Origin of the sequence: Mesorhizobium sp. B3-1-8 (assembly GCF_006439495.1) — a bacterium.
Taxonomy (GTDB): Bacteria; Pseudomonadota; Alphaproteobacteria; order Rhizobiales; family Rhizobiaceae; genus Mesorhizobium.
Genome location: NZ_VFTK01000001.1, coordinates 369,345 through 394,048, shown reverse-complemented (window position 1 = coordinate 394,048; position 24,704 = coordinate 369,345). Strand labels below are relative to the sequence as shown.

The 24,704-nt window shown below is 65.3% G+C and carries 19 protein-coding genes; 9 read left to right on the top strand and 10 right to left on the bottom strand.

What is annotated here, in order from left to right; genetic code table 11:
- The first annotated feature begins 405 nt into the window (after window positions 1–405).
- From deoC to FJ424_RS01815, 5 genes are all read left to right on the top strand, one after another.
- Window positions 406–1,452, top strand: a complete 1,047-nt coding sequence (gene deoC / locus FJ424_RS01835) for a deoxyribose-phosphate aldolase (protein WP_140660007.1) — start codon at window positions 406–408, stop codon at window positions 1,450–1,452.
- A gap of 228 nt (window positions 1,453–1,680) precedes the next feature.
- Entirely contained in the window at window positions 1,681–4,056 is a 2,376-nt protein-coding gene (locus FJ424_RS01830) for an aldehyde dehydrogenase family protein (protein ID WP_140659684.1), read from the top strand.
- 342 nt (window positions 4,057–4,398) lie between these two features.
- Window positions 4,399–5,130 (top strand): SDR family oxidoreductase, encoded by a 732-nt coding sequence (locus FJ424_RS01825; protein WP_140659685.1) that lies wholly within the window; start codon window positions 4,399–4,401, stop codon window positions 5,128–5,130.
- A 15-nt stretch (window positions 5,131–5,145) separates the two neighbouring features.
- Window positions 5,146–5,331 carry a hypothetical protein gene (locus FJ424_RS01820; protein ID WP_140659686.1) on the top strand — a complete coding sequence of 62 codons (186 nt, stop codon included), beginning with the start codon at window positions 5,146–5,148 and terminating at the stop codon, window positions 5,329–5,331.
- Complete coding sequence (locus FJ424_RS01815; protein WP_140659702.1) at window positions 5,331–6,176, top strand: fumarylacetoacetate hydrolase family protein; 846 nt, start codon at window positions 5,331–5,333, stop codon at window positions 6,174–6,176. Before FJ424_RS01820 ends, FJ424_RS01815 begins: the two co-directional genes overlap by 1 nt.
- Window positions 6,177–6,274: 98 nt before the next feature.
- Here the strand turns inward: FJ424_RS01815 and FJ424_RS01810 are convergent, their stop codons facing one another.
- From FJ424_RS01810 to FJ424_RS01785, 6 genes are all read right to left on the bottom strand, one after another.
- Window positions 6,275–7,273, bottom strand: coding sequence for an ABC transporter ATP-binding protein (locus FJ424_RS01810; protein WP_140659687.1), 999 nt, complete (start codon window positions 7,271–7,273; stop codon window positions 6,275–6,277).
- A 15-nt stretch (window positions 7,274–7,288) separates the two neighbouring features.
- Window positions 7,289–8,347, bottom strand: a complete 1,059-nt coding sequence (locus tag FJ424_RS01805) for a Gfo/Idh/MocA family oxidoreductase (RefSeq protein WP_140659688.1) — start codon at window positions 8,345–8,347, stop codon at window positions 7,289–7,291.
- A 240-nt stretch (window positions 8,348–8,587) separates the two neighbouring features.
- Window positions 8,588–9,427, bottom strand: a complete 840-nt coding sequence (locus FJ424_RS01800) for a carbohydrate ABC transporter permease (protein WP_140659689.1) — start codon at window positions 9,425–9,427, stop codon at window positions 8,588–8,590.
- Window positions 9,428–9,435: 8 nt separating this feature from the next.
- Window positions 9,436–10,365, bottom strand: a complete 930-nt coding sequence (locus FJ424_RS01795; RefSeq protein WP_140659703.1) for a sugar ABC transporter permease — start codon at window positions 10,363–10,365, stop codon at window positions 9,436–9,438.
- A 243-nt stretch (window positions 10,366–10,608) separates the two neighbouring features.
- Window positions 10,609–11,868: an ABC transporter substrate-binding protein gene (locus FJ424_RS01790; RefSeq protein ID WP_140659690.1), complete on the bottom strand. Its 1,260-nt coding sequence runs from the start codon at window positions 11,866–11,868 to the stop codon at window positions 10,609–10,611.
- Window positions 11,869–11,985: 117 nt separating this feature from the next.
- Window positions 11,986–12,936: an N-acetylmuramic acid 6-phosphate etherase gene (locus tag FJ424_RS01785; protein ID WP_140659691.1), complete on the bottom strand. Its 951-nt coding sequence runs from the start codon at window positions 12,934–12,936 to the stop codon at window positions 11,986–11,988.
- A 201-nt stretch (window positions 12,937–13,137) separates the two neighbouring features.
- Here FJ424_RS01785 and FJ424_RS01780 point away from each other — a divergent pair, with 201 nt between their 5' ends.
- Genes FJ424_RS01780 through nagA form a run of 4 tightly spaced genes read left to right on the top strand, consistent with a single transcriptional unit; the run spans window position 13,138 to window position 16,980 of the window.
- The gene (locus FJ424_RS01780; protein WP_140659692.1) at window positions 13,138–14,019 is read left to right on the top strand and encodes an N-acetylglucosamine kinase; all 882 of its coding nucleotides are present in this window, start codon (window positions 13,138–13,140) and stop codon (window positions 14,017–14,019) included.
- Entirely contained in the window at window positions 14,016–14,795 is a 780-nt protein-coding gene (locus tag FJ424_RS01775) for a GntR family transcriptional regulator (protein WP_140659693.1), read from the top strand. Before FJ424_RS01780 ends, FJ424_RS01775 begins: the two co-directional genes overlap by 4 nt.
- Complete coding sequence (locus tag FJ424_RS01770) at window positions 14,792–15,823, top strand: SIS domain-containing protein (RefSeq protein WP_140659694.1); 1,032 nt, start codon at window positions 14,792–14,794, stop codon at window positions 15,821–15,823. The genes FJ424_RS01775 and FJ424_RS01770 overlap by 4 nt, the downstream gene beginning before the upstream one ends.
- Window positions 15,820–16,980: an N-acetylglucosamine-6-phosphate deacetylase gene (gene nagA, locus FJ424_RS01765; protein WP_140659695.1), complete on the top strand. Its 1,161-nt coding sequence runs from the start codon at window positions 15,820–15,822 to the stop codon at window positions 16,978–16,980. The genes FJ424_RS01770 and nagA overlap by 4 nt, the downstream gene beginning before the upstream one ends.
- A 65-nt stretch (window positions 16,981–17,045) precedes the next feature.
- Here the strand turns inward: nagA and FJ424_RS01760 are convergent, their stop codons facing one another.
- From FJ424_RS01760 to FJ424_RS01745, 4 genes are all read right to left on the bottom strand, one after another.
- Window positions 17,046–18,572, bottom strand: coding sequence for a malonyl-CoA synthase (locus tag FJ424_RS01760; protein ID WP_140659696.1), 1,527 nt, complete (start codon window positions 18,570–18,572; stop codon window positions 17,046–17,048).
- A 187-nt stretch (window positions 18,573–18,759) separates the two neighbouring features.
- A complete protein-coding gene (locus FJ424_RS01755; RefSeq protein ID WP_246677111.1) occupies window positions 18,760–19,497 on the bottom strand; it encodes a GntR family transcriptional regulator in 738 nt (245 codons plus the stop codon).
- A gap of 256 nt (window positions 19,498–19,753) precedes the next feature.
- The gene (gene rpe / locus FJ424_RS01750; RefSeq protein ID WP_140659698.1) at window positions 19,754–20,428 is read right to left on the bottom strand and encodes a ribulose-phosphate 3-epimerase; all 675 of its coding nucleotides are present in this window, start codon (window positions 20,426–20,428) and stop codon (window positions 19,754–19,756) included.
- A 392-nt stretch (window positions 20,429–20,820) separates the two neighbouring features.
- A complete protein-coding gene (locus FJ424_RS01745) occupies window positions 20,821–24,699 on the bottom strand; it encodes a hypothetical protein (RefSeq protein ID WP_140659699.1) in 3,879 nt (1,292 codons plus the stop codon).
- Window positions 24,700–24,704 lie beyond the last annotated feature (5 nt).

Genomic DNA, 24,704 nt, shown 5'->3' with positions numbered 1-24,704 from the left:
CGCCAACTTCATGGGCTTCGTCAAACTCGCCGCTATCGCCATCTGGCTCAAATAGTTAAATCGTCACCACCGCCTAGGGCGGAGCAAGGAGCGGAGCGACGCGCGCAGACCCTAGAATCCATGCCGTTACGCCAAGGCGTTGCGGCGGTTACAGAATTCTGCACCGTTGCACTCTGCGGCAGAGGTCACGGCATGGATACTCCGGTCAAGCCCGAGTATGACGAAGGGATGGGCGTTGCCGCCAATCTCCAACGCCGGGAGCGCCTACCCAGCATGATGTTTTGACCATACGGTCAAAAATCTGCTGCCTGAGCCGCCTTTTTCCGCTATGACCCACTGAAGGACTCGTGAAGCATCGCTTCGCGGGTTATCTTCGGCTGAGGTCGCTGAGTGAAAGGGCAGGAGATGAGCACGATCCGCGAAGCAGGCGCTGGCGCGTCCAAGGTGATGCCGCTGCCGGCGCGCGCTGCCGCCAACACGCCCGTGCCGCTGGAGCACGGCATTGCCCGCAACCCCGGCATGAAGCTCGATCTCGGCTTCCTGGAATCGGTGCGCAGCGTCAACCGCTCGGCGCTGGAGCGCCGCGTCGCGACGTTGACCAAGCGGCGCTCGATCAAAGCCGACAACCAGGCGGCCTGGCTCCTGCGAGCCATCGCCTGCATGGATCTGACAACGCTGAACTCCAACGATACCGACGAGCGCGTGCGCCGGCTCTGCGCCAAGGCGATCAATCCGCTCCGCAAGGATATCGTCGAGGGTCTGGGCATATCAGGCGAAACCATCCGCCCGGCGGCGGTCTGCGTCTACCATCCCTTCGTCGCCACCGCGGTTGACGCCGTGCGCGGCACCGGCATCCATGTCGCCGCCGTCTCGACCGCTTTCCCGCACGGCCTTGCGCCGCTCTCGACCCGCCTGCAGGAGATCGAGGCCTCGGTGAAGGACGGCGCCGAAGAGATCGACGTCGTCATCCCGCGCGGCCTGGTCTACGGCGCCAAATGGCGCGAGCTGTTCAACGAGATCGTCGCCATGCGCGCCGCCTGCGGCGATGCGCATCTCAAGGTCATCCTCGGCACCGGCGACCTCGCCACGCTGCGCAATGTGATGCTGGCCTCCATGGTGGCGATGATGGCGGGGGCGGACTTCATCAAGACGTCGACCGGCAAGGAAAGCGTCAACGCCACGCTTCCCGTCGGCCTTGCCATGGTGCGTGCCATCCGCGCCTATTTCGAGGAGACCGGCTACCTGATCGGCTTCAAGCCGGCCGGCGGCATCTCCACCGCCAAGGTGTCACTGGACTGGCTGGTGCTGATGAAGGAAGAGCTCGGCCGGCCCTGGCTCGAACCGGACCTGTTCCGCTTCGGCGCGTCCAGCCTGCTCACCGACATCGAACGCCAGCTCGAACATCATTTGACCGGCCACTATTCGGCCAACCACCGCCACGCGATGGCGTAGGGCGAAGGCCTTGAGCGCCGAGTTCCTTCGCGCCCCCCTCTGTCCTGCCGGACATCTCCCCCACTTGTGGGGAGATTGGCTGTCATCGATGATTTCGCCAATCGCCGACGTTGCAGGACGGCAGCCGCCAGGCGTGAAGGCTGATCTCCCCCCTTGTGGGGGAGATGTCCGGCAGGACAGAGGGGGGCGCGAAGGATCGCCTGCCAAGACGATTACCAGGAGCATGTTATGAACGTCCTCGAACGCTACCACGCCATGGAATACGGTCCGGCGCCGGAAGCCCGCAACGAGGCCGATGCCTGGCTCGCGGCACGCGATTTCTCCAAGGCCCTGTTCATCGACGGCGCCTGGAAAGCGGCGGCCAGCAGCAAGACTTTTGAGACCAGCGAACCGTCCTCCGGCAAGCTGCTTGCCAAGGTCTCGGATGCGGGCGCCACCGATATCGATGCCGCGGTCGCGGCCGCCGCCAAGGCGTTGCCGAAATGGAGCGCCAGTTCAGGCTACGCCAGAGCAAAAGTCCTCTACGCCATCGGCCGCGCCATGCAGCGTCACCAGCGCCTGTTCGCGGTGCTGGAATCGATCGACAACGGCAAGCCGATCCGCGAGAGCCGCGACATCGACGTGCCGCTGGCGATCCGCCACTTCATCCACCACGCCGGCTGGGCGCAGGCGCTCGAGAAGGATTTTCCCGACCACAAGCCGGTCGGCGTCGTCGGCCAGGTCATCCCGTGGAATTTTCCGCTGCTCATGCTGGCCTGGAAGATCGCGCCGGCGCTGGCCGCCGGCTGCACGGTGGTGCTGAAGCCGGCCGAATTCACGCCGCTCACCGCCATCCTGTTCGCCGAGATCTGCGAGCGGGCAGGCGTGCCGAAAGGCGTCGTCAACATCGTCCAGGGCGGGCCGGAAGCGGGTGCCGCCATCGTCAACCACCCCGGCATCCAGAAGATCGCCTTCACCGGCTCTTCGGAGGTCGGCAAGATCATCCGCAAGGCGACGGCCGGCTCGGGCAAGAAACTGTCGCTGGAGCTCGGCGGCAAGTCGGCTTTCATCGTCTTCGAGGATGCCGATCTCGACAGCGCCGTCGAGGGGCTGGTCGACGGCATCTGGTTCAACCAGGGCCAGGTCTGCTGCGCCGGCTCGCGCCTCCTGGTGCAGGAAGGCATCGCCGAGGCACTCATCGCGAAGATCAAGGTGAGGATGGCGCGGCTGCGCGTCGGCAGCCCGCTCGACAAGAACACCGACATCGGCCCGTTGGTCGACCGCAGCCAGCTCGACCGCGTCAAGGGCCTGATCGCCGAGGGCGCGAAACAGGGCGCAGTCTGCTGGCAGCCGGACGCCGCGCTGCCGACAACCGGCTATTATCATCTGCCCACGCTTGCGACATCTGTTTCGCCGGCTAATATTCTGGCACAGGAAGAGGTCTTCGGGCCGGTTCTGGCGACGATGAGCTTCCGCAACACCGAGGAAGCGATCGAGCTTGCCAACAACACGCGCTACGGCCTGGCCGCTTCGGTGTGGAGCGAGAACATCAATCTCGCGCTGCACGTCGCGCCGCAATTGAAGGCCGGCGTCGTCTGGGTCAACGGCACCAACATGTTCGACGCCGCCTGCGGCTTCGGCGGCTATCGCGAAAGCGGCTTCGGCCGCGAAGGCGGCCGCGAAGGCATGTTCGAATATCTCACCGCCAAGCTGCCGGTCGGCCCGGCCATCAAGCCGGCCGCGGCCGGATCGGCCCAGCCGGTCGAGCAGGCCGACGGCACGGCCATCGACCGCACCGCAAAGCTGTTCATCGGCGGCAAGCAGGTGCGGCCGGACGGCAATTACTCGTTTGCCGTCGCCAGCGCCAAGGGCAAGCTGGCCGGCGAAGTCGGTCTCGGCAACCGCAAGGACATCCGCGACGCCGTCGCCGCTGCCCGTGCCTGCAAGGCCTGGCCGGATGCGACGGCCTATAACCGCAGCCAGGTGCTCTATTATCTTGCCGAGAATCTGTCCGGCCGCGCCGACGAGTTCGCCGCACGCCTTGTCCAACTGACCGGCGTCGCCGCCAAGGCTGCGCGCGAAGAGGTCGAGCAGTCGATCGAGCGGTTGTTCCTCTATGCCGGCCTCGCCGACAAGTTCGAGGGCCGTGTTCACCAGCCGCCGGCCCGTGTCGTGACGCTTGCCCTGCATGAGCCGGTCGGCGTCGTCGGCATCGTCGCGCCCGACAATCAGCCGCTGCTCGGCTTCATCTCGTTGGTGGCGCCGGCGCTCGCCATGGGCAACGCCGTGGTCGCCGTCCCGTCTGAGCGGCATCCGCTTTTGGCGACCGACCTCTACCAGGTGATCGAATATTCCGACATCCCGGCCGGTGCCATCAACATCGTCACAGGCCGCAGCGCCGAGCTGGCCGGCGTGCTGGCCAAACATGACGACGTCGACGGGCTCTGGGTGTTCGCCGACGCCGAGACCTGCGCCAAGGCGGAGGCCGACTCCATCGGCAACCTCAAGCGCGTCTGGACCGGCAATGGCCGCACGCTCGACTGGGCGTCAAGCGAAGCGGCCGGCGAGGCCTTCCTGCGCCACGCCATCGAGGTCAAGAACGTCTGGGTTCCCTATGGCGACTGAAGCCCTTTGCACGAGGCGCGTCCGCAACCTTGCGGCAACGATAGTCGGCGCCGGAGCCGGTCTGGCCGCTGTCGCGAAGGTGATGGCGTTCGGGCTTGACGCTCGGACCAGCGTTCTTTAACGAGAAAAAACATCTTTATCTGTGAAGCGGGACTTAGGCCGCACGATGCTGGCGGTCTGGCACATGACGCCGGGGCTGGCCATCGATAGAGGCGGACGCATTAAGCATTCCAGGAAAAGTGCGAGCGGTTTTCCGTCCGGAATTGCGTCAAAACAAGGAGATAGAGTGTTTCGCCGTTTCCGTGAAACGGCGAAACACTCCAGGCAGGCGAGGAGAAGAACATGGCGTATCTGGCGGGCAAAATGGTCGTGGTCACCGCGGCGGCGCAAGGCATCGGCCGGGCTAGCGCGCTGGCCTTCGCCAAGGCAGGCGCGACCGTTCACGCCACCGATATCAACGAGCCGTTGCTGGCCGAGCTGGGCAAGACGCCCGGCATCAAGCTCCGCAAGCTCGATGTGCTGAACGACGCGGCCGTCGCGTCCGCCTTCGCCGAGATCGGCCGGGTCGATGTGCTGTTCAACTGCGCCGGCTTCGTCCATGGGGGTTCGATCCTCGAGATGAAGGACGAGGATCTCGACTTCGCGGTCAACCTCAATGTCCGCTCGATGATCCGCACCATCCGCGCCGTGCTGCCCGGCATGCTGGAGCGCGGCGACGGCTCCATCATCAACATGGCCTCGCTGGCAAGCTCGCAGAAGGGCGTGCCGAACCGTTTCGCCTACGGCCTGACCAAAGCAGCCGTGATCGGCCTCACCAAGGCGGTCGCCGCCGACTATGTCGCCAAGGGCATTCGCTGCAACGCGATCTGCCCGGGCACGGTCGAAAGCCCGTCGCTGCAGGACCGCATGCATGCGCAGGGCGACTATGAGGCGGCCCGCGCGGCCTTCATCGCCCGCCAGCCGATGGGCAGGCTTGGCACGCCCGAGGAGATCGCCGACCTCGCCGTCTACCTTGCTGGCGCAACCTACACGTCGGGGCAGGCCTATAATATCGACGGCGGCTGGTCGATCTGAAGGATCGGAAAGGGCTTGGCAGGAGATCGGGGTTTCGCATCGATCAGTCTGAAAATCCCTTTCGCCAGATCGCCCGATGCGGCGTTCGCGCTTGCCGGGGATCAGATCGATGGCTACGGTCCGCCCGGCTTTCGCAACGTCACCCCAATCGAAACGAATTTTGCAAAAATGGCTTCAGGCCGCACCTTAGGAGAAGAATGATGAAGTTGTTGCGCTATGGCGAAGCTGGCAGCGAAAAGCCCGGCCTGCTCGATGCGGATGGGACGATCCGCGACCTTTCGGCTCATGTCGCCGATATCGCCGGCACGACGCTCCATCCGACCTCGCTGGAGATGCTCTCGAAGCTCGATCCGAACTCGCTGCCGGTGGTTTCCGGCAAGCCGCGCCTGGGCGCCTGTGTCGCCGGCACCGGAAAATTCATCTGCATCGGCCTCAACTATTCCGACCACGCCGCCGAGACCGGCGCCACCGTGCCGTCGGAGCCGATCATCTTCATGAAGGCAAGCTCGGCCATCGTCGGGCCGGATGACGACGTTTTGATCCCGCGCGGCTCGGTCAAGACCGACTGGGAGGTCGAGCTTGGCGTCGTCATCGGCAAGACGGCGAAGTATGTCTCGGAGGAGGACGCGCTGGATTATGTCGCCGGCTACTGCGTCGCGCACGACGTTTCCGAGCGCGCCTTCCAGGCCGAGCGACAGGGCCAGTGGACCAAGGGCAAGTCCTGCGACACCTTCGGCCCGACCGGCCCGTGGCTGGTGACCAAGGACGAGGTCGCCGATCCGCAGAACCTGAAAATGTGGCTGACCGTCAACGGCAAGACGATGCAGAACGGCTCGACCAAGACCATGGTCTACGGCGTGAAGTATCTGGTGTCATACCTCAGCCAGTTCATGTCGCTGCATCCCGGCGACATCATCTCCACCGGCACGCCGCCCGGCGTCGGCCTCGGCATGAAGCCGCCGGTGTTCCTGAAGGCCGGCGACGTCGTGGAACTCGGCATCGAAGGGCTCGGTCAGCAGAAGCAGACGTTCAAGGCGGACGAGTAACGCAGACTTTCCGTTCTCTCCTTTTGATATTCCGGAAGTGAGAAGGTGGTTCGCGCCTTTCCTCTCCCCCCTCCGGAGGGAGAGGAAAGAAACTCCGCCTACTTCAACACCTTCCCACCCGCCCCGAACCGATACGTCTTCGCCGCATCCGGCGTCGCATAGAGCGTCGCGCCCGGCTCGGCGTTGTAGACGCCGAAGATGCGCACCGTGATCAGCCCGGCCTTCTCGCAGTCGAGATAGAGGTTGGTGTCGGCGCCGAGATGCTCGGCATGCACGACCGTGCCTTTCCAGGCGCCGGACTTCGTATCGACCGTCAGATGCTCCGGCCGCACGCCGACGGTCTTGGCCGTCTCGCCGAGCCTGGCGCCGTCGATGAAATTCATCTTCGGCGAGCCGATGAAGCCGGCGACGAATTCATTGGCCGGCGAATTGTAGAGCTCCATCGGGCTGCCGATCTGCTCGATGCGGCCGGCATTGAGCACAACGATCTTGTCGGCCAGCGTCATCGCCTCGACCTGGTCGTGGGTGACGTAGATCATCGTCGCCTTCAGCCGCCGGTGCAGCTGCGCGATCTCCAGGCGGGTGTTGACGCGAAGCGCGGCGTCGAGGTTCGACAGCGGCTCGTCGAAGAGAAAAAGCTTCGGCTCGCGCACCACGGCGCGGCCGATGGCGACGCGCTGGCGCTGGCCGCCCGACAGTTCCGCCGGCCGGCGCTCGAGATAGGGCTCTAGCGACAGCATCGCCGAAGCGATCTTGATGCGCCGCTCGATCTCGGCCGCCGGCGTGCCGGCCTGCTTCAGGCCCAGCGCCATGTTGTTCTTCACCGTCAGATGCGGGTAGAGCGCGTAGGTCTGGAACACCATGGCGATGCCGCGTTTCGCGGGCGGCGTGACGGAAACGTCCGCGCCGTCGATCAGCACACGGCCGGAGGTCGAGTCCTCAAGCCCGGCGATGACGCGCAGCAGCGTCGATTTTCCGCACCCGGACGGGCCGACGAAGACGACGAACTCGCCGTCCGTCACCTCGAGGTCGATGCCCTTCAGAACCTCGACCGGCCCGAAAGCCTTCTTCACATTCTCGATCTTCAGCGAGCCCACGGCTTCGTTCCTGTTCTAGAGTTTGACGACGTTGCCGCTGCGCACGCTCTCGTCGGCGGCGAGGCAGACGGCGAGCGACTTCACGGCATCGTCCATGTGGCGGGTGAGGTCGATATTGTCGCGGATGGCCTTGAGCAGGAAGGCTTGCTCCAGATCGCACAGCTCCTGATGCCCCGGCTCGGCTTCCATCGACAGCAGATCGTCTTCCCTGACGAATTTACCGTCCGGTCCGGTCTCGGCGCTGTGCAGCCGGATTGTCGAGGTCTTGGTGTGGGTGTCGATGTCGTCGGACTTGACGCCCTCCTTCATCACGATCGACACGCAGCCCTTGGGCGACATCACGTCCTTCACGAAGAAGGCCGTCTCCGAGATCATCGGACCCCAGCCGGCCTCGTACCAGCCGACCGAGCCGTCCTCGAACAGCACCTGCAGGTGGCCGTAATTGTACATCGACGGCGCCACCTCCTCGCTCAGCCGCACCCCCATGCCGCGCACTTCGACGGGCTTCGCATCGGCGATCTGCAGCATCACGTCGAGATAGTGCACGCCGCAGTCGACGATCGGCGACGTCGTCTGCATCAATTGCTTGTGCGTTCCCCAGCTGTGGCCGGAAGACTGCTGGTTGAGGTTCATGCGGAAAACATATGGACCGCCGAGCTTGCGCGCCTCGGCGATCAGCCGCACCCAGGACGGATGGTGGCGCAGGATATAGCCGATCACCAGTTTCCTGCCGTTGGCCTTGGCGGCGTCGACGACGCGCTTTGCGTCGGCAACCGTCGTCGCCAGCGGTTTCTCGACGAAGACATGGCAGCCGGCCTCGAAGGCCCTGATCGCATAATCGGCATGGCTGTCGGAATAGGTGGCGATCGCGGCGACGTCGGGCTTCTCGTCGCGCAGCGCCTCGTCGAACGAGCGTCGGATGTCATAGCTCGAAAGCCCCTCCGGCAGCGGCACGTCGGAACGGTTGACGAGTGCGGCGATCTCGAAGCCCGGATTGGTATGATAGGCCAGCGCATGGCTGCGGCCCATATTGCCGAGCCCGGCGACGACAACGCGAAGGGGTTTATCGCTCACAGACTGCTCCACTTTCTCTTGAGACGGTGTCACCCCACCCGGCGCTATGCGCCGACCTCCCCATCAAGGGGAGGTAGGGCGTTGGCGTGAACATCCCCATCGCCGAAGAAGCTGCTATGAACCGAGGACACTGGCGGTCGAAAATAAAGCGGCGGCCTTCTACCTCCCCTTGATGGGGAGGTCGGCGCGAAGCGCCGGGCGGGGTGAAGCGCAGCCCTATGGAGAGATGGCTGCTACGGCTCACTTGACGGCTCCGGAAGTGATGCCGCGGATCAGCTGCCGCGAGAAGATGACATAGAGGATCAGCACCGGCAGGATCGCCAGCGACAGCGCCGCCAGGATCGCGTTCCAGTTGGTGACGAACTGGCCGAGAAAGAGCTGCGCGCCGAGCGTCACGGTCTTGGTCTCTTCCGAAGGTGCCAGGATCAGCGGGAACCACAGATCGTTCCAGATCGGGATCATTGTGAAGACGGCGACGGTCGCCATCGCCGGCCGCACCAGCGGCAGCACAAGGCGGAAGAAGATCGTGTATTCCGAGAGCCCGTCTATGCGGCCTGCGTTCTTCAGGTCGCTGGACACCTGCTTCATGAATTCGGACAGGATGAAGATCGCCAGCGGCAGCCCTTGCGCCGTGTAGACCAGGATCAGCGCCGTCAGCGTGTTGACCAGCCCGCTCGCCACCATCAATTGCAGGATGGCGACGGTGCCGAGCCTGATCGGGATCATGATGCCGAGCGCCAGGTAAAGACCCATCAGCGTGTTGCCGCGGAAGCGGTATTCCGACAGCGCGAAAGCGGCCATCGCCCCGAACAGCAGCACGAAGAACAGCGAGGCGACGGTGACGATGAGGCTGTTCTGGAAATAGTGGAAGAAATCGCCCTGGCCGAACACCGTGGTGTAGCCGATCAGGTCGAAGGTCTTCGTCGTCGGCGGCGTCAGCGGCGCGCCGAAAATGCCCGCGCGAGACTTGAACGAATTCATCACCACCAGGATCACCGGGAACAGCGCGATCGCCGTGTAGGTCAGCAGGATCGCATGCGCGCCGATGGTGCGGGGAAGCGAACGGGTGGCTGTGCTCATGGCGCGCCTCAGAACTGGTAGCGACGCAGGCGCGTCTGCACGAGGAACAGGTAGACGCAGACGCCGGCGAGGATGATCAGGAACATGATCGTGGCGATCGCGGCGCCCATGTTGGGGTCGCCGACCTGCAGCTGGAAGCCGAAGAAGGCGCGGTAGAGGAAGGTGCCGAGGATGTCGGTCGAATAATTCGGTCCGGCGAGCGCGCCTTGCGCGGTGTAGATCAGGTCGAAGGCGTTGAAATTGCCGACGAAGGTCAGGATCGAGATGATGCCGATCGAGGGCAGGATCAGCGGCAGCTTGATCTTCCAGAACTGCGCCATGCCGGTGACGCCGTCGCATTCGGCCGCCTCGATCACTTCTTCGGGGATCGACAGCAGCGCCGCGTAGATCAGCATCATCGGGATGCCGACAAATTGCCAGACCGACACCAGGCTGAGCGCGGTAAGCGCATATTGCTCCTTGCCGAGCCATGGCGTGAACAGGCTCTTCAGGCCGACGAAATCGAGCAGATGCGGCGCCACGCCCCACAGCGGCGACAGGATCAGCTTCCAGGCGAAGCCGACGATGACGAAGGACAGGATCGTCGGCACGAAGATCGCCGTGCGGTAGAAGGCGGTGAAGCGCAGCCTGGGGCTGGAAAGCAGCGCCGCGAGCAGGATGCCGATCGGGTTCTGCACCAGCATGTGGATGATGAAGAACCAGACATTGTTCCGCAGCGCGTTCCAGAAATTCACCGACCAGTTCGGATCGCCGAACAGCGTGCGGAAGTTGCCCAGTCCGACAAAGACCTGGGACTGGTCTATGTTGCGGAACAGCGAGAGCTGCAGCGTGCCGAACAGCGGCAGGATCATGAATGCGGTGTAGACCAGCACCGCCGGCGCCAGGAAGACGCCGACATGCCAGCGGATCGGTCTTTTCGGTCGCGTTTCTGCAGCCATGAGTTCGGTAGCCATGAGTTCGGTTCCCCGCCGTCTCTGGGTTCCAGTTCAGGTGATGCTAGCTGATGCCCCGATGCACGGCTTGGCTGTCCCCTTCGAGGAGAAAGACAAGGCCAGCGACAGATCGGCTCCGTCTTCCCCGCAAGGTGAGGGTAAGACCGGGAGGCTGCGCCGACAATCGCTATCTGGAACTGTTTGAATGCCGGCCGGGCCCGCGCCCGGCCGGCATCGCAATCGATGCTCCTACTTCGCCGGCTTGTACCAGCTGTCGAGGCCGTCCTGCAGCTTCTTGGCCGCGGCTTCCGGCGTGTCGGTGCCGTTGATCACATTGGCCGATTCCACCCAGGTCTCGTTCTCGAGGTTCGGCGTGCCGCGCGACAGGATCTGGTAGGTCGAGCGGATCGTCGACTTGCACTTGTCGCGCCAGGAAACGAACTCCTGCGCCAACGGGTCTTCCATCTTCACCGGCGAGGAGTTCAGGCTGAAGAAGCCCGGCAGCGCGTTGGCGTAGATGGTGGCGAAATCCGGCGAGGCCACCCAGGACAGGAAGGTCTTTGCCGCATCCGCGTGCTTGGAAGCAGCGTTCAGGCCCATGCCGATGTCGGTATGGTCGGAGATGTAGCAGGTGTCGCCGGCCTTCTCGACCGGCGGCGGGAAGGCACCCATCTTGAACTGAGCCTGGGTGTTGAACAGGCCGATTTCCCAGGATCCGGCCGGGTAGATGGCTGCGCGGCCGAGCGTGAACAGGTTCTGGCTGTCAGGATAGGTCTGCGCCTCGAAGCCGTCGCCGAGATACGGCTTCCACTTGGCCAGTTCCTCATACGGCGCGACCCAGTCCTTGTCGGTCAGCTTCTGCTCGCCCTTGATCAGGGCCGCGCGGCCGTCCTCGCCCTTCCAGTAGTTCGGGCCGATGTTCTGGTAGCCCATGGTCGCGGCTTCCCAGAGGTCTTTGGTGCCCATCGCCATCGGGATGTAGGTGCCGTCGGCCTTGATCTTGTCGAGCACGGCGAAGAACTCGTCGCGAGTAGTCGGCACCTTGAGGCCGAGCTTTTCGAAGGCGTCCTTGTTGTAGATGAAGCCGTGGATGACCGAGGCCATCGGCACGCAGAAGCTCGACTTGCCGTCGTCGGTCTGCCAGGCGGACTTGGCGACGGGCGAGAAGTTCTCCATGCCCGGCAACGAGCTAAGGTCGGCGAGGTTGCCCTTCTTGAACAGCTCGAGCGACTTGTCGAAGGGGCGGCAGGTGATCAGGTCCCCCGCCGAGCCGGCGGCGAGCTTGGCGCCGAGGGCCGCGTCATACTCGGTCGGGGCCGAAGGCGCGAACACCACCTTGATGCCGGGGTTCTTGGCCTCGAAGGCCGGGATCAGCTTGTCCTTCCAGATGGTCAGGTCGTCGCCGCGCCAGCTTTCGATGTTGAGCGTCACGTCCTCGGCCAGCGCCATCCCGGTCGTGCCGAGGATGCTTGTGCCGAGCAGAAGGGCTGTCAGTAGTTTGGTCTTCATCTTCAGTCTCCCTGTTGACCTTTTTCAGGTTCCGTTTTGATGAGAACAGGGGCTCAGCGCCCCTTGCTCCCCTCGCAAGCCCGTTTCACCCCGATGGAAATCGGGATGAAACAGGCCCTACTTCTTTGTTAGGGCATGATCTTTTCCGAAAAGCGGGTTCCACTTTTCGGGATCATGCCCCAGCGCGGAAAGCGCCGGCCGAAGCTTCTGGCCGGTTCCTTCCAGTATCTTCTCGGCCGCGTCGGCGTTGGCGGCGCCGGCGGCGAGCAGAATGGCGGTCTTGACGCCGCCGCCGCTTTCCTCGAGCAGGCGGGCCGCGTCGTCGCGGCTCTTGCCGCTGATGGCGGCGACCATGCGCACGGCGCGGTCGCGCAGCTTGATGTTGTCGGCGGTCAGGTTGACCATGTAGCCGTCATGGACATGGCCGAGATGGATGGCGGTCAGAGTCGACAGCATGTTGAGCGCGATCTTCTGCGCGGTGCCCGCGCCCATGCGCGTCGAGCCGGCGATCAGCTCCGGAGGCGTTTCGAGCAGGATGGCGACGTCGGCTTGCTTGAACAGCGCGGCGCCCCGGTTGTTGGCGATGGCGATGGTGGCAGCGCCCCGGCGCCGCGCGTCCTGCAGCGCCTGGACTGCATAAGGGGTCGAGCCGCTGGCGGAAATGGCGATCAGGCAGTCGCCCTTGCCGATATCGGCCGCTGCGACGGCCGCCGCCGCTTCCCCGGTGTCGTCCTCCGGTCCGCCGGCCAGCGTGCGGAAGGCCTCGTCGCCGCCGGCGATCAGGATGGCGATGCGGTCGCGCGCAATGCCGAACGTGCCGGGCAGTTCCAGCGCATCGGCCAGCGCCATAAGGCCGGAGCTGCCGGCCGCCGCATAGGCGAGCCTGCCGCCGCTCTTCAATTGCTTCGCGATGAGTTCGGCGGCAGCGGCGATTGCCGGAATGGCGCCGTGCACGGCCTTGCTGGCCTCGATCTGGGCATTGGCCAGGAACGCCAGAATGGCTTCGGGAGCCTGGACATCCAGCCCCTCGGCATTCTGGTGGAGCGCTTCCGTGCGCGTCTCGGCCATCCGTTTTCCTCCCAACTGAGCGAACAATACCAAAAAAATACCACTTGTCCACACGCATTAACGAATTTCAGGTAAGGGAAGTCGCTTGCCGGCAAATTATCGTGGGTTTTCAATAAAATACGCCTTAATCTTTTTTGAACCGAAGTTAACTCTTGGCTATTGGTATTTTATTGGTATTATCCCGACCGAGGAGAAAATCGCGTGAAATTCGTGCTTGGCATCGATGGCGGCGGCACCAGCTGCAGGGCGGCCCTTGCGACCGTCGACGGCGCTGTCGTCGGCCGCGCCAAAAGCGGCGCCGCCAACATCCGCACCGATCTCACCGGCGCCCGCGCCAACATCGTCGAAGCGGCCAGACAGGCTTTCCTCGCCGCCGGCCACGATCCGGAGCTGATCCCGCGGACACCTGCCATCCTTGGTCTTGCCGGCGCCAATGTCGGCACCTACCGGCAGCAGCTCGAGGCAATCCTGCCTTTCAGCCAAAGCCGTGTCGAAACCGATGCCGAGATCGCGCTCGAAGGCGCGGTCGGTTCCGGCGACGGCGCCATGGCCATCCTGGGCACCGGCACAGCCTATATGGCGCGTAAGGGCGGAAAATCGCGCGCCATCGGCGGCTGGGGTTTCCAGGTCGGCGACCAGGGCAGCGGCGCCCGCATCGGCCGCGACCTGCTTGAGCAGACGCTGCTTGCCTATGACGGCATCCGTCCCGGCTCCCCCTTGACCGACGCCATGCTCGCCGTCTTCCGCAACAATCCGGAAGACGTGGTCGAATTCACCACCAACGCCAAGCCGGGCGATTTCGGTGGCTTCGCGCCAAAGGTCTTCGACCATGCCGAAAAGGGCGATCTCGTCGCCAACTGGATCCTCGGCAAGGCGGTGGCCGATGTCGAGGCTTCGCTCGGCGCGCTCGATCTCGCCGAAGATGCCCCGCTTTGCCTGCTGGGCGGCCTGGCGCCGCTTTACGCGCCGCGCCTGTCGGCGCGCTATCAGGCGCTGCTGAAAGCTCCGCTCGACGACGCGCTCGGCGGCGCCGTGCAGATGGCCTTGCGCGTCTTCGCCAAGGGTTCGGAGGTCGGCCGATGAGCGCCGCCGACCAGATTTTCGCCATGCTGAAAGAATCCTCGCAAAGCGGCGCGCCGCTTTACCTGCAGCTCAGGCGCAGCATCGAGGAAGCTGTCAATCGCGGCTTGATCGGCCCCGGCGACGCGCTGCCGTCCGAGCGCGACATCGCCAGCAAGGCCGATATCTCGCGCGTCACCGTGCGCAAGGCGGTGCAGGACCTGGTCAAGGGCGGCATCCTCGTCCAGCGCCACGGCTCGGGCACCTTCGTCGCGCCGCGCATGGAGCGCGTCGAGCAATCGCTGTCGCGGCTCACCTCCTTCACCGAGGACATGGCGCGCCGCGGCATGAACGTGCGCTCCGTCTGGCTGGACCGCGGCCTCTATGCGCCGTCGCCGGATGAGATGATGGTGCTGGGCCTGTCTTCGACCGAGCTGGTGGCGCGCGTCGCGCGCCTGCGCATCGCCAACGACACGCCGCTGGCGATCGAGCGCGCGGCGCTCTCGGCCAGCGTCCTGCCCGACCCCGAGGCGATCGGCTCCTCGCTCTATGCGGCGCTGGGCACGACCGGCAATCGCCCGGTACGCGCCGTGCAGCGCATCTCGGCCACCAATCTCGGCGACGCCGATGCGCGCCTGCTGGAAGTGCCGCCGGGGGTTGCCGGTCTGCAGATCGAGCGCATTTCCTATCTGGCGAGCGGCAAGGTGATCGAGTTCACCCGCTCGGTCTACAGGGGCGACGCCTATGATTTCGTCGCGGAACTCCGGCTGACCGGGCCGGGAGAGGAGATCCGGCAATGATGGCAAACACCACCCATATGCGGCGCGAGATCGATGAGATCCCTGAAGCCGCCGCCCGCCTTCTCGACGGCTCGGCTTCGGCGCTGGCCGAGGCGGGCCGCGGCCTGCGCGAGCGGGATCCCCATTTCGTCGTCACCGTGGCGCGCGGCTCGTCCGACCATGCGGCGACCTTCATGAAATATGCCGTCGAATTGACGGCAGGTCTTGCGGTCGCGTCGGTCGGGCCGTCGATCGCGTCCATTTACGGCGCGAAGCTCAGGCTGCGCGGCTCCGCATGCCTGGCGGTCTCGCAGTCGGGCAAAAGCCCCGATATCGTCGCCATGGCCGAAACGGCAAGAGCCGGAGGAGCGCTCACTGTCGCCATCACCAACACGGCCGACTCGCCGCTGGCGCGCGCCTCGGACTATGCCATCGACATTCTGGCGGGGCCGGAACGCTCCGTCGCGGCCACCAAGACCTTCGTCAATTCGGCCGTCGCCGGCCTCGCGCTGATGGCGCATGCGACCGACGACCAGCCGTTGCTGAAGGCGCTCGAAGGCCTGCCTGGCCATTTCGAGAAGGCGATCGCCTGCGACTGGATGGCGCTCGCCGGCGCGTTGGAAAATCCGCGGTCGCTGTTCATCCTCGGCCGCGGCCCATCCTTCGCGATCGCCAGCGAGGCGGCGCTGAAATTCAAGGAAACCTGCGCCATGCACGCCGAGGCCTACAGCGCCGCCGAGGTCATGCATGGGCCGTTGGCGCTGGTCGGACCCGGCTTCCCGGTTCTGGCGCTTGCCGCGCGCGATGCGTCCGAACCCTCGGTCGCCGAGGCGGCCGACGGGCTGACGGCCAAGGGCGCGGCCGCCTTCATCACCTCCGACAAGGCGAAGGCCGCGAAACTCCTGCCGCATGTCGCCACCGGCCACCCGCTGACCGACCCGCTGCCGCTGATCGTGTCCTTCTACGGCTTCGTCGAGGCGTTCGCGCGCCATCGCGGCCTCGACCCCGACACGCCGCGCAACCTGCGCAAAGTGACGGAAACCGTATGAGCGACCGTTTCGCACTCGCCGGCGCCCGCATCTTCGACGGCGCCGATTGGCATGACAACGCCGCCCTTGTCGTCAAGGGCGACGCGGTCGAGGCCATCCTGCCCGCAGGCGCGATTCCGTCCGGCGTTCCGGCGGTCGAGACCGCTGGTGGCCTGCTGGTTCCTGGTTTCGTCGACATCCAGGTCAATGGCGGCGGCGGCGTGATGCTCAACGACCATCCCGACGTCGCCTCGATCGAGACCATCTGCCGGGCGCACGCGCCCTTCGGCACCACCGCGCTGCTGGTGACGCTGATCACCGACACGCCGGCGATCACCGCCGCCGCCATCGCCGCCGGCGCCGAGGCGGCGCGGGAAAAGGCGCCGGGCTTCCTCGGCCTGCATCTGGAAGGGCCGCATCTCTCCGTAGCCCGCAAGGGCGCGCATGATCCGGCGCTGATCCGGCCGATGACCGATACCGACCAGGCCGCGCTCATTGCGGCGTGCAAAGAGCTTCCGGTGCTGCTTACCACGATCGCCCCGGAATCGGTCGAACCGTCCCGTGTCACGGCGCTGGCCAAGGCCGGCGTCGTCGTCAGCCTCGGCCATAGCGATACCGATTATTCGACCGCCAGTGCCTTTGCCGGCGCCGGCGCCACGGTGGTGACGCATCTGTTCAACGCCATGAGCCAGATCGGCAACCGCGAGCCGGGTCTGGCGGGCGCTGCGATCGACACCGGCGGTCTGTACGCCGGCATCATCGCCGACGGCATCCATGTCCATCCCGCGACGATGATCCTGGCGCTGCGCGGCAAGCAGGGGCCGGGCAAGATCGTGCTGGTCACCGACGCCATGGCAACGATCGGCACCGACATGACGTCGTTCACGCTGAACGGCCGCACCATCTACCGCAAGGACGGCAGCCTCAGGCTTGCCGACGGAACGCTTGCCGGCGCCGATCTCGACATGATTTCCGCCGTCCGCTTCGTCCACCGCGTCGTCGGCCTCGACCTCGACGAGGCCTTGCGCATGGCCTCGCTCTATCCGGCCGAAGCCATCGGCCAGGCGCATCGCCTCGGCCGTTTCGCCAACGGCACCGCCGCCGACATTGTCGGCCTGTCGGAGGGGCTGGATGTCAGGAATGTCTGGATCGGCGGCAAGAAGGTTTTTGGGGCGTAACCTCCGCGATTTTCGTCATCCTAGGGTCTGCGCGCGTCGCTTCGAGGCCTGCGGCTCGATAATCGTTAGCCGGCTCCGCGCGCCGCATAGATATCCTTGTACGTCTCGCGCAGCACGTTCTTCTGCACCTTGCCCATCGTGTTGCGCGGCAGCTCGTCGACGAAGATCACCTGCTTCGGATGCTTGTATTTCGCCAGCCGGCCGGCGATGGCGCCGGCAATGTCGGCCGCGCTGATCGCCGATCCCGGCTTGCGCACCACGACCGCGGTGACGCCTTCGCCGAAATCCGGATGGGCGACGCCGATCACCGCGCTTTCCCCGACGCCATCAAGCGCGTCGATCTCGCTCTCGATCTCCTTCGGATAGACATTGTAGCCGCCCGAGATGATCAGGTCCTTGCCGCGCCCGACGATGTGGACATAGCCGTCGGCATCGATCAGGCCGAGGTCGCCGGTGATGAAGAAGCCGTCGTCGCGAAACTCGGCCCTGGTCTTTTCGGGCATGCGCCAATAGCCGGCAAAGACGTTCGGGCCCTTGACCTCGATCATGCCGATCTCACCCTGGGCCAGCGGCCTGGCCGTCTCGGGATCGGTGACGCGCAGCGAGACGCCGGGCAAGGGGAACCCGACCGTGCCGGCGCGCCGCTCGCCGTCATAGGGATTGGACGTGTTCATGTTGGTCTCGGTCATGCCGTAGCGCTCGAGGATGGCGTGGCCAGTGCGCTCGCGCCAGGCCTTGTGCGTCTCGGCCAGGAGCGGCGCCGAGCCGGAGATGAAGACCCGGATGGCGCTGGCCGCTTCGCGCGTCAGGCCGTGCTGCTGCAACAGCCGTACATAGAAGGTCGGCACGCCCATCAGCGCGGTCGCGCGCGGCATCAGCGACAGGATGCGCGCCGGGTCGAATTTCCGCTCGAAGAACATTGTCGCGCCGGCCATCAGGATGACGTTGGTGGCGACGAACAGGCCGTGCGTGTGGAAGATCGGCAGCGCATGGATCAGCACGTCGTCGGCGCCGAAGCGCCACTGCTCCACCAGCACGCGGGCATTGGAAGCAAGGTTCTCGTGGCTGAGCATCGCGCCCTTGGAACGGCCGGTCGTGCCGGACGTGTAGAGGATAGCGGCAAGATCGTCCGGCCCGCGCGCGACATCGCTGAAATCCGTCGCCTGCCGCGAAGCCTGGCTGGCGAGCGTTCCCTGCCCGTCGCGGTCGAGCGTGAGCACCGTCGCGCCGATCGATGCGGCAAGCGGCTCGACGCCCGAAAGACGGTCCGGATCGCACACGATCAGCCTTGGCTCGGCGTCGCGGAAGAAATAGTCGAGCTCCGGCAGCGTGTAGGCGGTGTTGAGCGGCAGGAAGACCGCGCCGGCGCGTAACGAGGCGAGATAGAGCAGCGCCGCCTCCGGGCTCTTCTCGACCTGGACGGCGACGCGGTCGCCGGGCTCGACGCCGGCCTGCGCCAGCGCATGCGCCAGTTGCGCCGACTTCGCCAGCATGTCGCCATAGGTGATCGAACGGCCGTCATCCGTCTCCATCAGCAGCCGGTCTGGCGCCGGCATATGGGAACGGAAAGCGCCGAAGAGATGATTGGTCATGAAATGTCCTCTGGAGCAATTCGAGGAAAGGCGGTTTTCAGTCCGAATTGCGTCAAAACAAGGAGTTAGAGCGGTTCGCCGTTTCCATGAAACGGCGAACCGCTCTAGGCGTACGCCGGATGGCTCATGCGTTGCGCTGCCCGAGCGAATATCAGATTTGGCGGTCGGAGCAAAAACGGCGCGGCAGTTATCTGCGGCGCCCTTTGCTGAGGCCGGCCTTCGGATCATAACCTTGCGCGAAGCGTTCCATGCACATCGCCGCGGTGAGGCGGTAATGATTGAGAAGCGCCTCGACCGCGCCGTCGGCGTCGCCATCCAGCGTGCGCTCGGCAATCATGCGGTGCTCGCCAAGATCGTCGCGTCCCATGCCCGGCGCGTTTTGCGAGATCAGGCGGTAGCGCGAAGCCTGATCGGAAAGCTGATCGCAAAAGCCGATCAACCAGTGCGACCGGCATGCCGCGATCAGCGCGCGATGGAAGGCGCGGTGCAGCTTCTCCCATTCCGGATTGTTGGTTGCCGGGTCTTCCGGTAGGCGGCGCTCGGCGCGCGCGAGGCGGTGCAGGGCCAGCACCAACTGCTCTTCCCATTCGGCGGTGCGGTGCGCAATGGATTCGCGCAGCGCTCGCTCCTCCAGCCAGCAGCGCGTACGCGTCAACTCCTCCAGCTCCGCGGCGCTGACCGGCATCAGGAAGAAGCCGCGTTGGTCGTGACGGCCGAGCAGGCCTTCGGCGGCCAGGCGGTTGAGCGCCTCGCGCACCGGCGAAGCGCCGGCGCCATAGCGGGAAACGACCCATTCGACACGCAGTTTCGTCTCGGACTCCAGAGCTCCGCGCAGCAAGTCGTCGCGGAGTTGCTGGTAGACCGAACTGGCAAGCGTGCTTTTGGCGCCCTTGCTCTCGCCCGGCTCGGTGTTTCCGTTTGTCAATCGAACTCCTGTTGCTTTGCCCCTGGTTTGCCAGGGCCCCGCGGCGAAGCAATTCCCGTACATATATCATACAGCCGGGCAACGGCGCCTCAAGCGGAAGATGACGATATTCGACCTTAAGACAGGTCGGGCCGTCTATTCATTGAATAAAGTAGAATCTCTGGGAAAAGCCGATAATCTTGCGTCGCTTCCTATATCGAACAGTCGTTCAATTGCCGCGGTCATGCAACTCGGGAGAGATGGGGCAGTTATACGTTTAACCGACGGCTCTGTCGGCGGCCTTTCGAATTGCTTCGATATTTGCCCTGTAGGCTTCGACGCCGCCCTTGAAGACGGCGGCGCCCGCCACCAGCACATTGGCCCCGGCCGCGGTCACCAGCGGCGCCGTTTCGGCCGAAACGCCGCCGTCGATCTCGATGTGGATCGGCCGGCTGCCGATCAGCGCCTTGACCCGTTTCACCTTGTCGACGATCGCCGGGATGAAAGCCTGTCCGCCGAAGCCCGGATTGACGGTCATGATCAGGATGAGGTCCAGCCGGTCGAGCACATATTCGATCGCCGTTTCCGGCGTCGCCGGGTTGAGCGAGACGCCGGCCTTCTTGCCAAGGCTCTTGATGGTCTGCAGCGAACGGTCGAGATGCGGCCCGGCCTCGGCGTGAACCGTCATGCCGTCGCAGCCGGCTTCGGCGAAGGCCGCCAGGTAAGGATCGGCCGGCGCAATCATCAGATGGCAGTCGAAGAAGGCCTTGGTGCGGTTGCGGATCGCCTTGATCACCGGCGGGCCGAAGGTGATGTTGGGCACGAAGTGGCCGTCCATCACGTCGAGATGGATCCAGTCGGCGCCGGCCGCCGCGACGGCCTCGACCTCATCGCCGAGCTTGGAGAAATCCGAAGCCAGCACCGATGGCGCGATCAGGGTCTTCTTGCTCATGGCGCAAATTCTCCCGTCAGTCCTGCGCGCGTGGCCGCGCCTGTCAGCGCGATTGCCTAGAGCAATTCCAGGAAAAGTGCGAGCGGTTTTCCGTCCGGAATTGCGTCAAAACAAGGAGATAGAGCGTTTCACCGTTTCCGTGAAACGGTGAAACGCGCTAATGCATGTCGCGCAGAAGTGTGCAGCGGTTTTGCGATAACGACATGCATGAAAACAAAGGCTTAAAGCGCGTCGCGTGAATCCGCTTCAGTGCGACGCGCTAGACCATGATCCGGCCAAGGGGAAGCATGTTCTCGACAGTCGAATCGGTCCGCTTGCCACAGGGCAGTCTTCGATGTGGAAAAGAAAACCCGCCGGATCGCTCCGGCGGGTCTGGGTCTTCAGCCGCAAGATTACGGCTTGAAGTTCTGGATGTTGGCGCCCGCCGGATCCTGCGGCACGCGCCGCGGCTGGCGCTGCGGCACCAGTTGCTGCAGCACGTTCGGGTTGAGCAGGATGCCGGGGTTGATCTCGACGCCCGGCCGCCTGCGGATCGGCGTGCAGTCCGGGAACCGTCCGGCCGTGCCGACCGGGCAGCGCCGCTTGGTCAGCACCGGTTGGCACTGGCCGTCGATGTAGCGCGAGCCTGGCGCGCATTCCTGTTGCGGCTTGCGGCAGGCGCCGTCGCGGATTTCGGTCCCACGCGGGCAGACGCAGTCGCCCCGCTTGTTGTGGACCTGACCGCGAATGGTGCACTGCTCCTGCTTCGGCTTTGGCGGCCTACAGGCCTTGCCCCGCACCTCCAGGCCGTCCGGGCAGGCGCAGTTGCCGTCGGCGTCGCGCACCTGGCCGCGAATCGGGCATTGCCTCGACACGATCGGCCGGCAGGCGCCGTCACGGACTTCCGTGCGGCTCGGGCAGACGCAATCGCCATCGGCGTTGCGGGACTGGCCCCGGATGCGGCACTGGGCGGGCGGCTGCCTGTCGGGCACGCAGGCCTTGGCCACCCGGTCGAGATGCGTGCCGTCCGGGCAGGTGCAGCCATTGCCGTTCGAAGTCGGCACCGCGCCGCGCACCGTGCATTTCGGCGGGATGACCTGGCAGACGCCGTTGACCAGTTCGCCGCGGCGGCAGACGCAATTGCCGTCCTGGTCGCGATACTGGCCGGGACGCAGCGTGCACTGCCGCTCCTGCGGCTCTTCGCCCCGCACGCATTTGCCGTTCTCCAGCTCCGTGCCGCGCGGGCAGACGCAGCGTCCGTCCGCTGTCCGGATCTGGCCTTGCAGCAGGACGCAGCGCGGCGGCACGGGCAGCGGCAGGAGCTTGGTGCCTCCACCGCCTGAGCACTGGCCGTTGCGGAAGGTGGTGCCGTCCGGGCAGACGCAACGGCCGGCCGAGTTCAGCACCAACCCGTCCGAGCACTGGTTCTTCACCTCATGCCTGATGGTGAAGGGGTGGCATGAATAGGCTTTGCCGCGATCGCCCTGGTTGGTGGTCAGGTCGCGCGACAGCACGTCGCCGCCGCCGTGCACCGGCGTGTTCGGAGGAAGCACGCCGACGCAGTTCTGTCCGGTGACCGTTCCCTGCAGATCGGCGAGGCGCCCGTCCTCGGGAAGGATCACGGTGACGTGGTGGGTGTGGCTTTCGCCGGCGCCCAGCGTCAGGTTGGCGATGCAGGATAGAGGCAGCGTCGTCGGCTCCGGCGAGCAGCCGAAGGGCGGGTCGATCGAGGAGATCTGAACGCCTTCCAGCCGGCCGAGACCCTCCACGCCGATCGCATCGCCGATGCGGACTGGACCGGAGAAGGGGTTCGGCCCATCATTCGTGATGGTGATCTCGAACGAGCAGGGTTCTCCCGGCTGGCACTCGGCATCGCCGGTCTTCTCGACGCGGATGGTCGAGGCGCCGCCGCCCTTCGCGCAAGCCTGGCCGATCGGGTAGACGATATCGTCGCCCGGCGCCGGCCCGTAGGAGCCGCGCGCGCAGTTCTCGAACGCGCCATTGCCGCTCACCGTCACGTCGAAGTGCCTGGAGGTTCCGGGTGTCATCACGGCGCCGGGAATCTGGCACGACAGCGTGTTGGCAGGCACTGGTCCGCAGTTCCATTCCGGGCCGTCCGGGGCCACGGTCTGGATCTGCACCGGCGCACCGCCCGACACCAGGGTCGCGGCATCGTTGACCCGCACCGGTCCGGTGGGGGCGGCGGTGCCGGCATTGCTGATGGTGATGCGGCAAGCGACCATTCCGGCGCGCACGAGCTGATCGCCGCCGCAGGTCTTGGTGATGCGCAGGCCAGGCTGGCCGCCATTCGGATGGCGGATGCGCTCGATGGCGCAGGCCTTGTTGTTGGCGAGGTCGACCTCGCCGGGAATGGCCTTCACCTCGGCGCAGTTCTCCACCGTGTCCGGCCGGTAGTTTGCCGGCATCACCGCCTTGACGACGATCGGCGTCGACGCGCCCGCAGGCAGCGAGATGCCGGCATTGTCGCAGCGGAACTGTCCGGGCCCGTTCGGGCCACAGGTCCAGGGCGGGCTCGGCCCGAAGGTCGACGAAGTCGGCGCGCCGCTGGGGTAGGTGTCGATCACCGTCAGCGGCCCGTTATAGGTGCTGGTGCCGTTGTTGATGATGTCGATCACGAAGGTGCACACGCCGTCCGGTGTGCAGACCGGTACGCGGGCGCGCTTCTTCAGGATCAGGTCGACCTTCTTTTCGACCGGCGGATTGCACTGCGGATCGCGGTCGCCACGGCGGCAGATCGGGATCGAAGCGCAGCCGCGGTCGTTCTGCTGGCTGCCGAACAGCGGCTTGCCGCTGGCCTGGTAGTCATAGGCGGCGCAGTTGCGCAGCACGCTGCCCTGCCACCCGCCCGCCGGCTTGAAGCCGAGCTTGAGGTTGACGGAAGCGCCGGGGTTGAGCGTGGTCGGCGGATAGGTGCAGGTCATCGGCGTCGTGCCGGGCACGCAGACCCAGGGCGCGTTCGGCCCGGAGGTCAGCACGGAGCCTGCCGGCAGCATCACCTCGTCGAGCACGATCTTGCCGTTATAGGGCGCGTCGCCGACATTGGTGACGGTGATGGTGAAGTCGCAGCCGCCGGCCATCGTGCAACGCGGCACGTCGGCATGCTTCTCGACCTTGAGGTCCGGCTCCTTGTCCTTCGGCGGGCATCTCAGATCACGCGGGATGACGATGTCTATCACCTGCGTGCAGCAGAGCCCCCAGCCTTCCTTCGGCCCAACATAGGTCTCGATGCCGGTGACGATGAGATGGATGACCTCGCCGGGCGAGGCGCCGATGATCTTCCAGTTCAGCACGCCGCCGCCGACCGGTACCTTTTGCGTGTCGGGAACGATGGTGATGCCGGGCGTCGTCGTGGACACCTGCACCCACTTGCCGCCCATCTCCGGGCCGACCGGCATGTGGTAGATGAAGGCGCCGCCGCCGGGCACGCAGTCGACCGTGCCGTGCTCGACCTTGAAGCATTCCTTGCTGGGAGGTGGCGGCGGGTTGCACTTGGTGACGTCGATATGGATCGTCGTCTTGGCGCCAGTCAGGAAGTCGCCGTCGTCCGGCTTGCTCGGATCCTGCGACGGGATGACGGTTCCCGGGCCGCCTCCCATTGTCACCTTGATCTGGCCCTGGTTGTCGACATTGGCCGGCGCGGGAAACGCCGCCAGGTCGATCTTGGCCAGGATGCGGAAGGTGATGGTGCGTTCGTTCGGCGCGCCCGAACCGTCGAGATCGTCGGAGGAAATCCGGAAATCGGACACCGTCGCCGTATCGTCGGGGTTGGCCGAGCTGCTGATCGTGGCCGCCGGCAGCGCTCCGCCGCCGGCGTCCGTGCCGTCGCCGGTCACATTCACGTTGACGATCTTCAGGCCGTGCGCAAGCTGGTCCTTGAAGTCGATCCTGGCGTTCTTCAGTGCGTTGGCCAAAGCCGGATTGGCGAAGGCTTGCGCATTGCCGCGCAGGCCGAAGGTCAGCGTGTAGTAGACATAGTCGCAGCCGCGCTGGCCGCCCGTCTTGGTGAAGAAGGGCACGATGCGGCCGGGTTCGGGGTTGACGATGCGCGGATTGTCCAGATCGAGCCTGGGCTCCGGTCCGGCGACTTCGGTGAGCTTGGCCGGCCCGGTGTCTTCGGCAAGCGCCGGCAGCGCCGGCATCATGGCGACCGCGATACCGGCCGCCATCAGCCAGCGCGCGCCGCGCCTGGCGTATGACAGGGGTTTCATGATTGTCTCCATGACGGTTTTCGTGTTGCGCGAGGCGAGGTGGGAAAGGGTGAGATTGCTCATCTGTC

Bases quoted from the DNA above. Each gene is read 5' to 3' on its own strand.
- FJ424_RS01775 (WP_140659693.1), top strand. From the start codon at position 14,016: ATGAGCGCCGCCGACCAGATTTTCGCCATGCTGAAAGAATCCTCGCAA.
- FJ424_RS01825 (WP_140659685.1), top strand. From the start codon at position 4,399: ATGGCGTATCTGGCGGGCAAAATGGTCGTGGTCACCGCGGCGGCGCAA.
- FJ424_RS01830 (WP_140659684.1), top strand. From the start codon at position 1,681: ATGAACGTCCTCGAACGCTACCACGCCATGGAATACGGTCCGGCGCCG.
- FJ424_RS01815 (WP_140659702.1), top strand. From the start codon at position 5,331: ATGAAGTTGTTGCGCTATGGCGAAGCTGGCAGCGAAAAGCCCGGCCTG.
- FJ424_RS01760 (WP_140659696.1), bottom strand. From the start codon at position 18,572: ATGACCAATCATCTCTTCGGCGCTTTCCGTTCCCATATGCCGGCGCCA.
- FJ424_RS01790 (WP_140659690.1), bottom strand. From the start codon at position 11,868: ATGAAGACCAAACTACTGACAGCCCTTCTGCTCGGCACAAGCATCCTC.
- rpe (WP_140659698.1), bottom strand. From the start codon at position 20,428: ATGAGCAAGAAGACCCTGATCGCGCCATCGGTGCTGGCTTCGGATTTC.
- nagA (WP_140659695.1), top strand. From the start codon at position 15,820: ATGAGCGACCGTTTCGCACTCGCCGGCGCCCGCATCTTCGACGGCGCC.
- FJ424_RS01745 (WP_140659699.1), bottom strand. From the start codon at position 24,699: ATGAGCAATCTCACCCTTTCCCACCTCGCCTCGCGCAACACGAAAACC.
- FJ424_RS01770 (WP_140659694.1), top strand. From the start codon at position 14,792: ATGATGGCAAACACCACCCATATGCGGCGCGAGATCGATGAGATCCCT.
- FJ424_RS01785 (WP_140659691.1), bottom strand. From the start codon at position 12,936: ATGGCCGAGACGCGCACGGAAGCGCTCCACCAGAATGCCGAGGGGCTG.
- deoC (WP_140660007.1), top strand. From the start codon at position 406: ATGAGCACGATCCGCGAAGCAGGCGCTGGCGCGTCCAAGGTGATGCCG.
- FJ424_RS01795 (WP_140659703.1), bottom strand. From the start codon at position 10,365: ATGGCTGCAGAAACGCGACCGAAAAGACCGATCCGCTGGCATGTCGGC.
- FJ424_RS01800 (WP_140659689.1), bottom strand. From the start codon at position 9,427: ATGAGCACAGCCACCCGTTCGCTTCCCCGCACCATCGGCGCGCATGCG.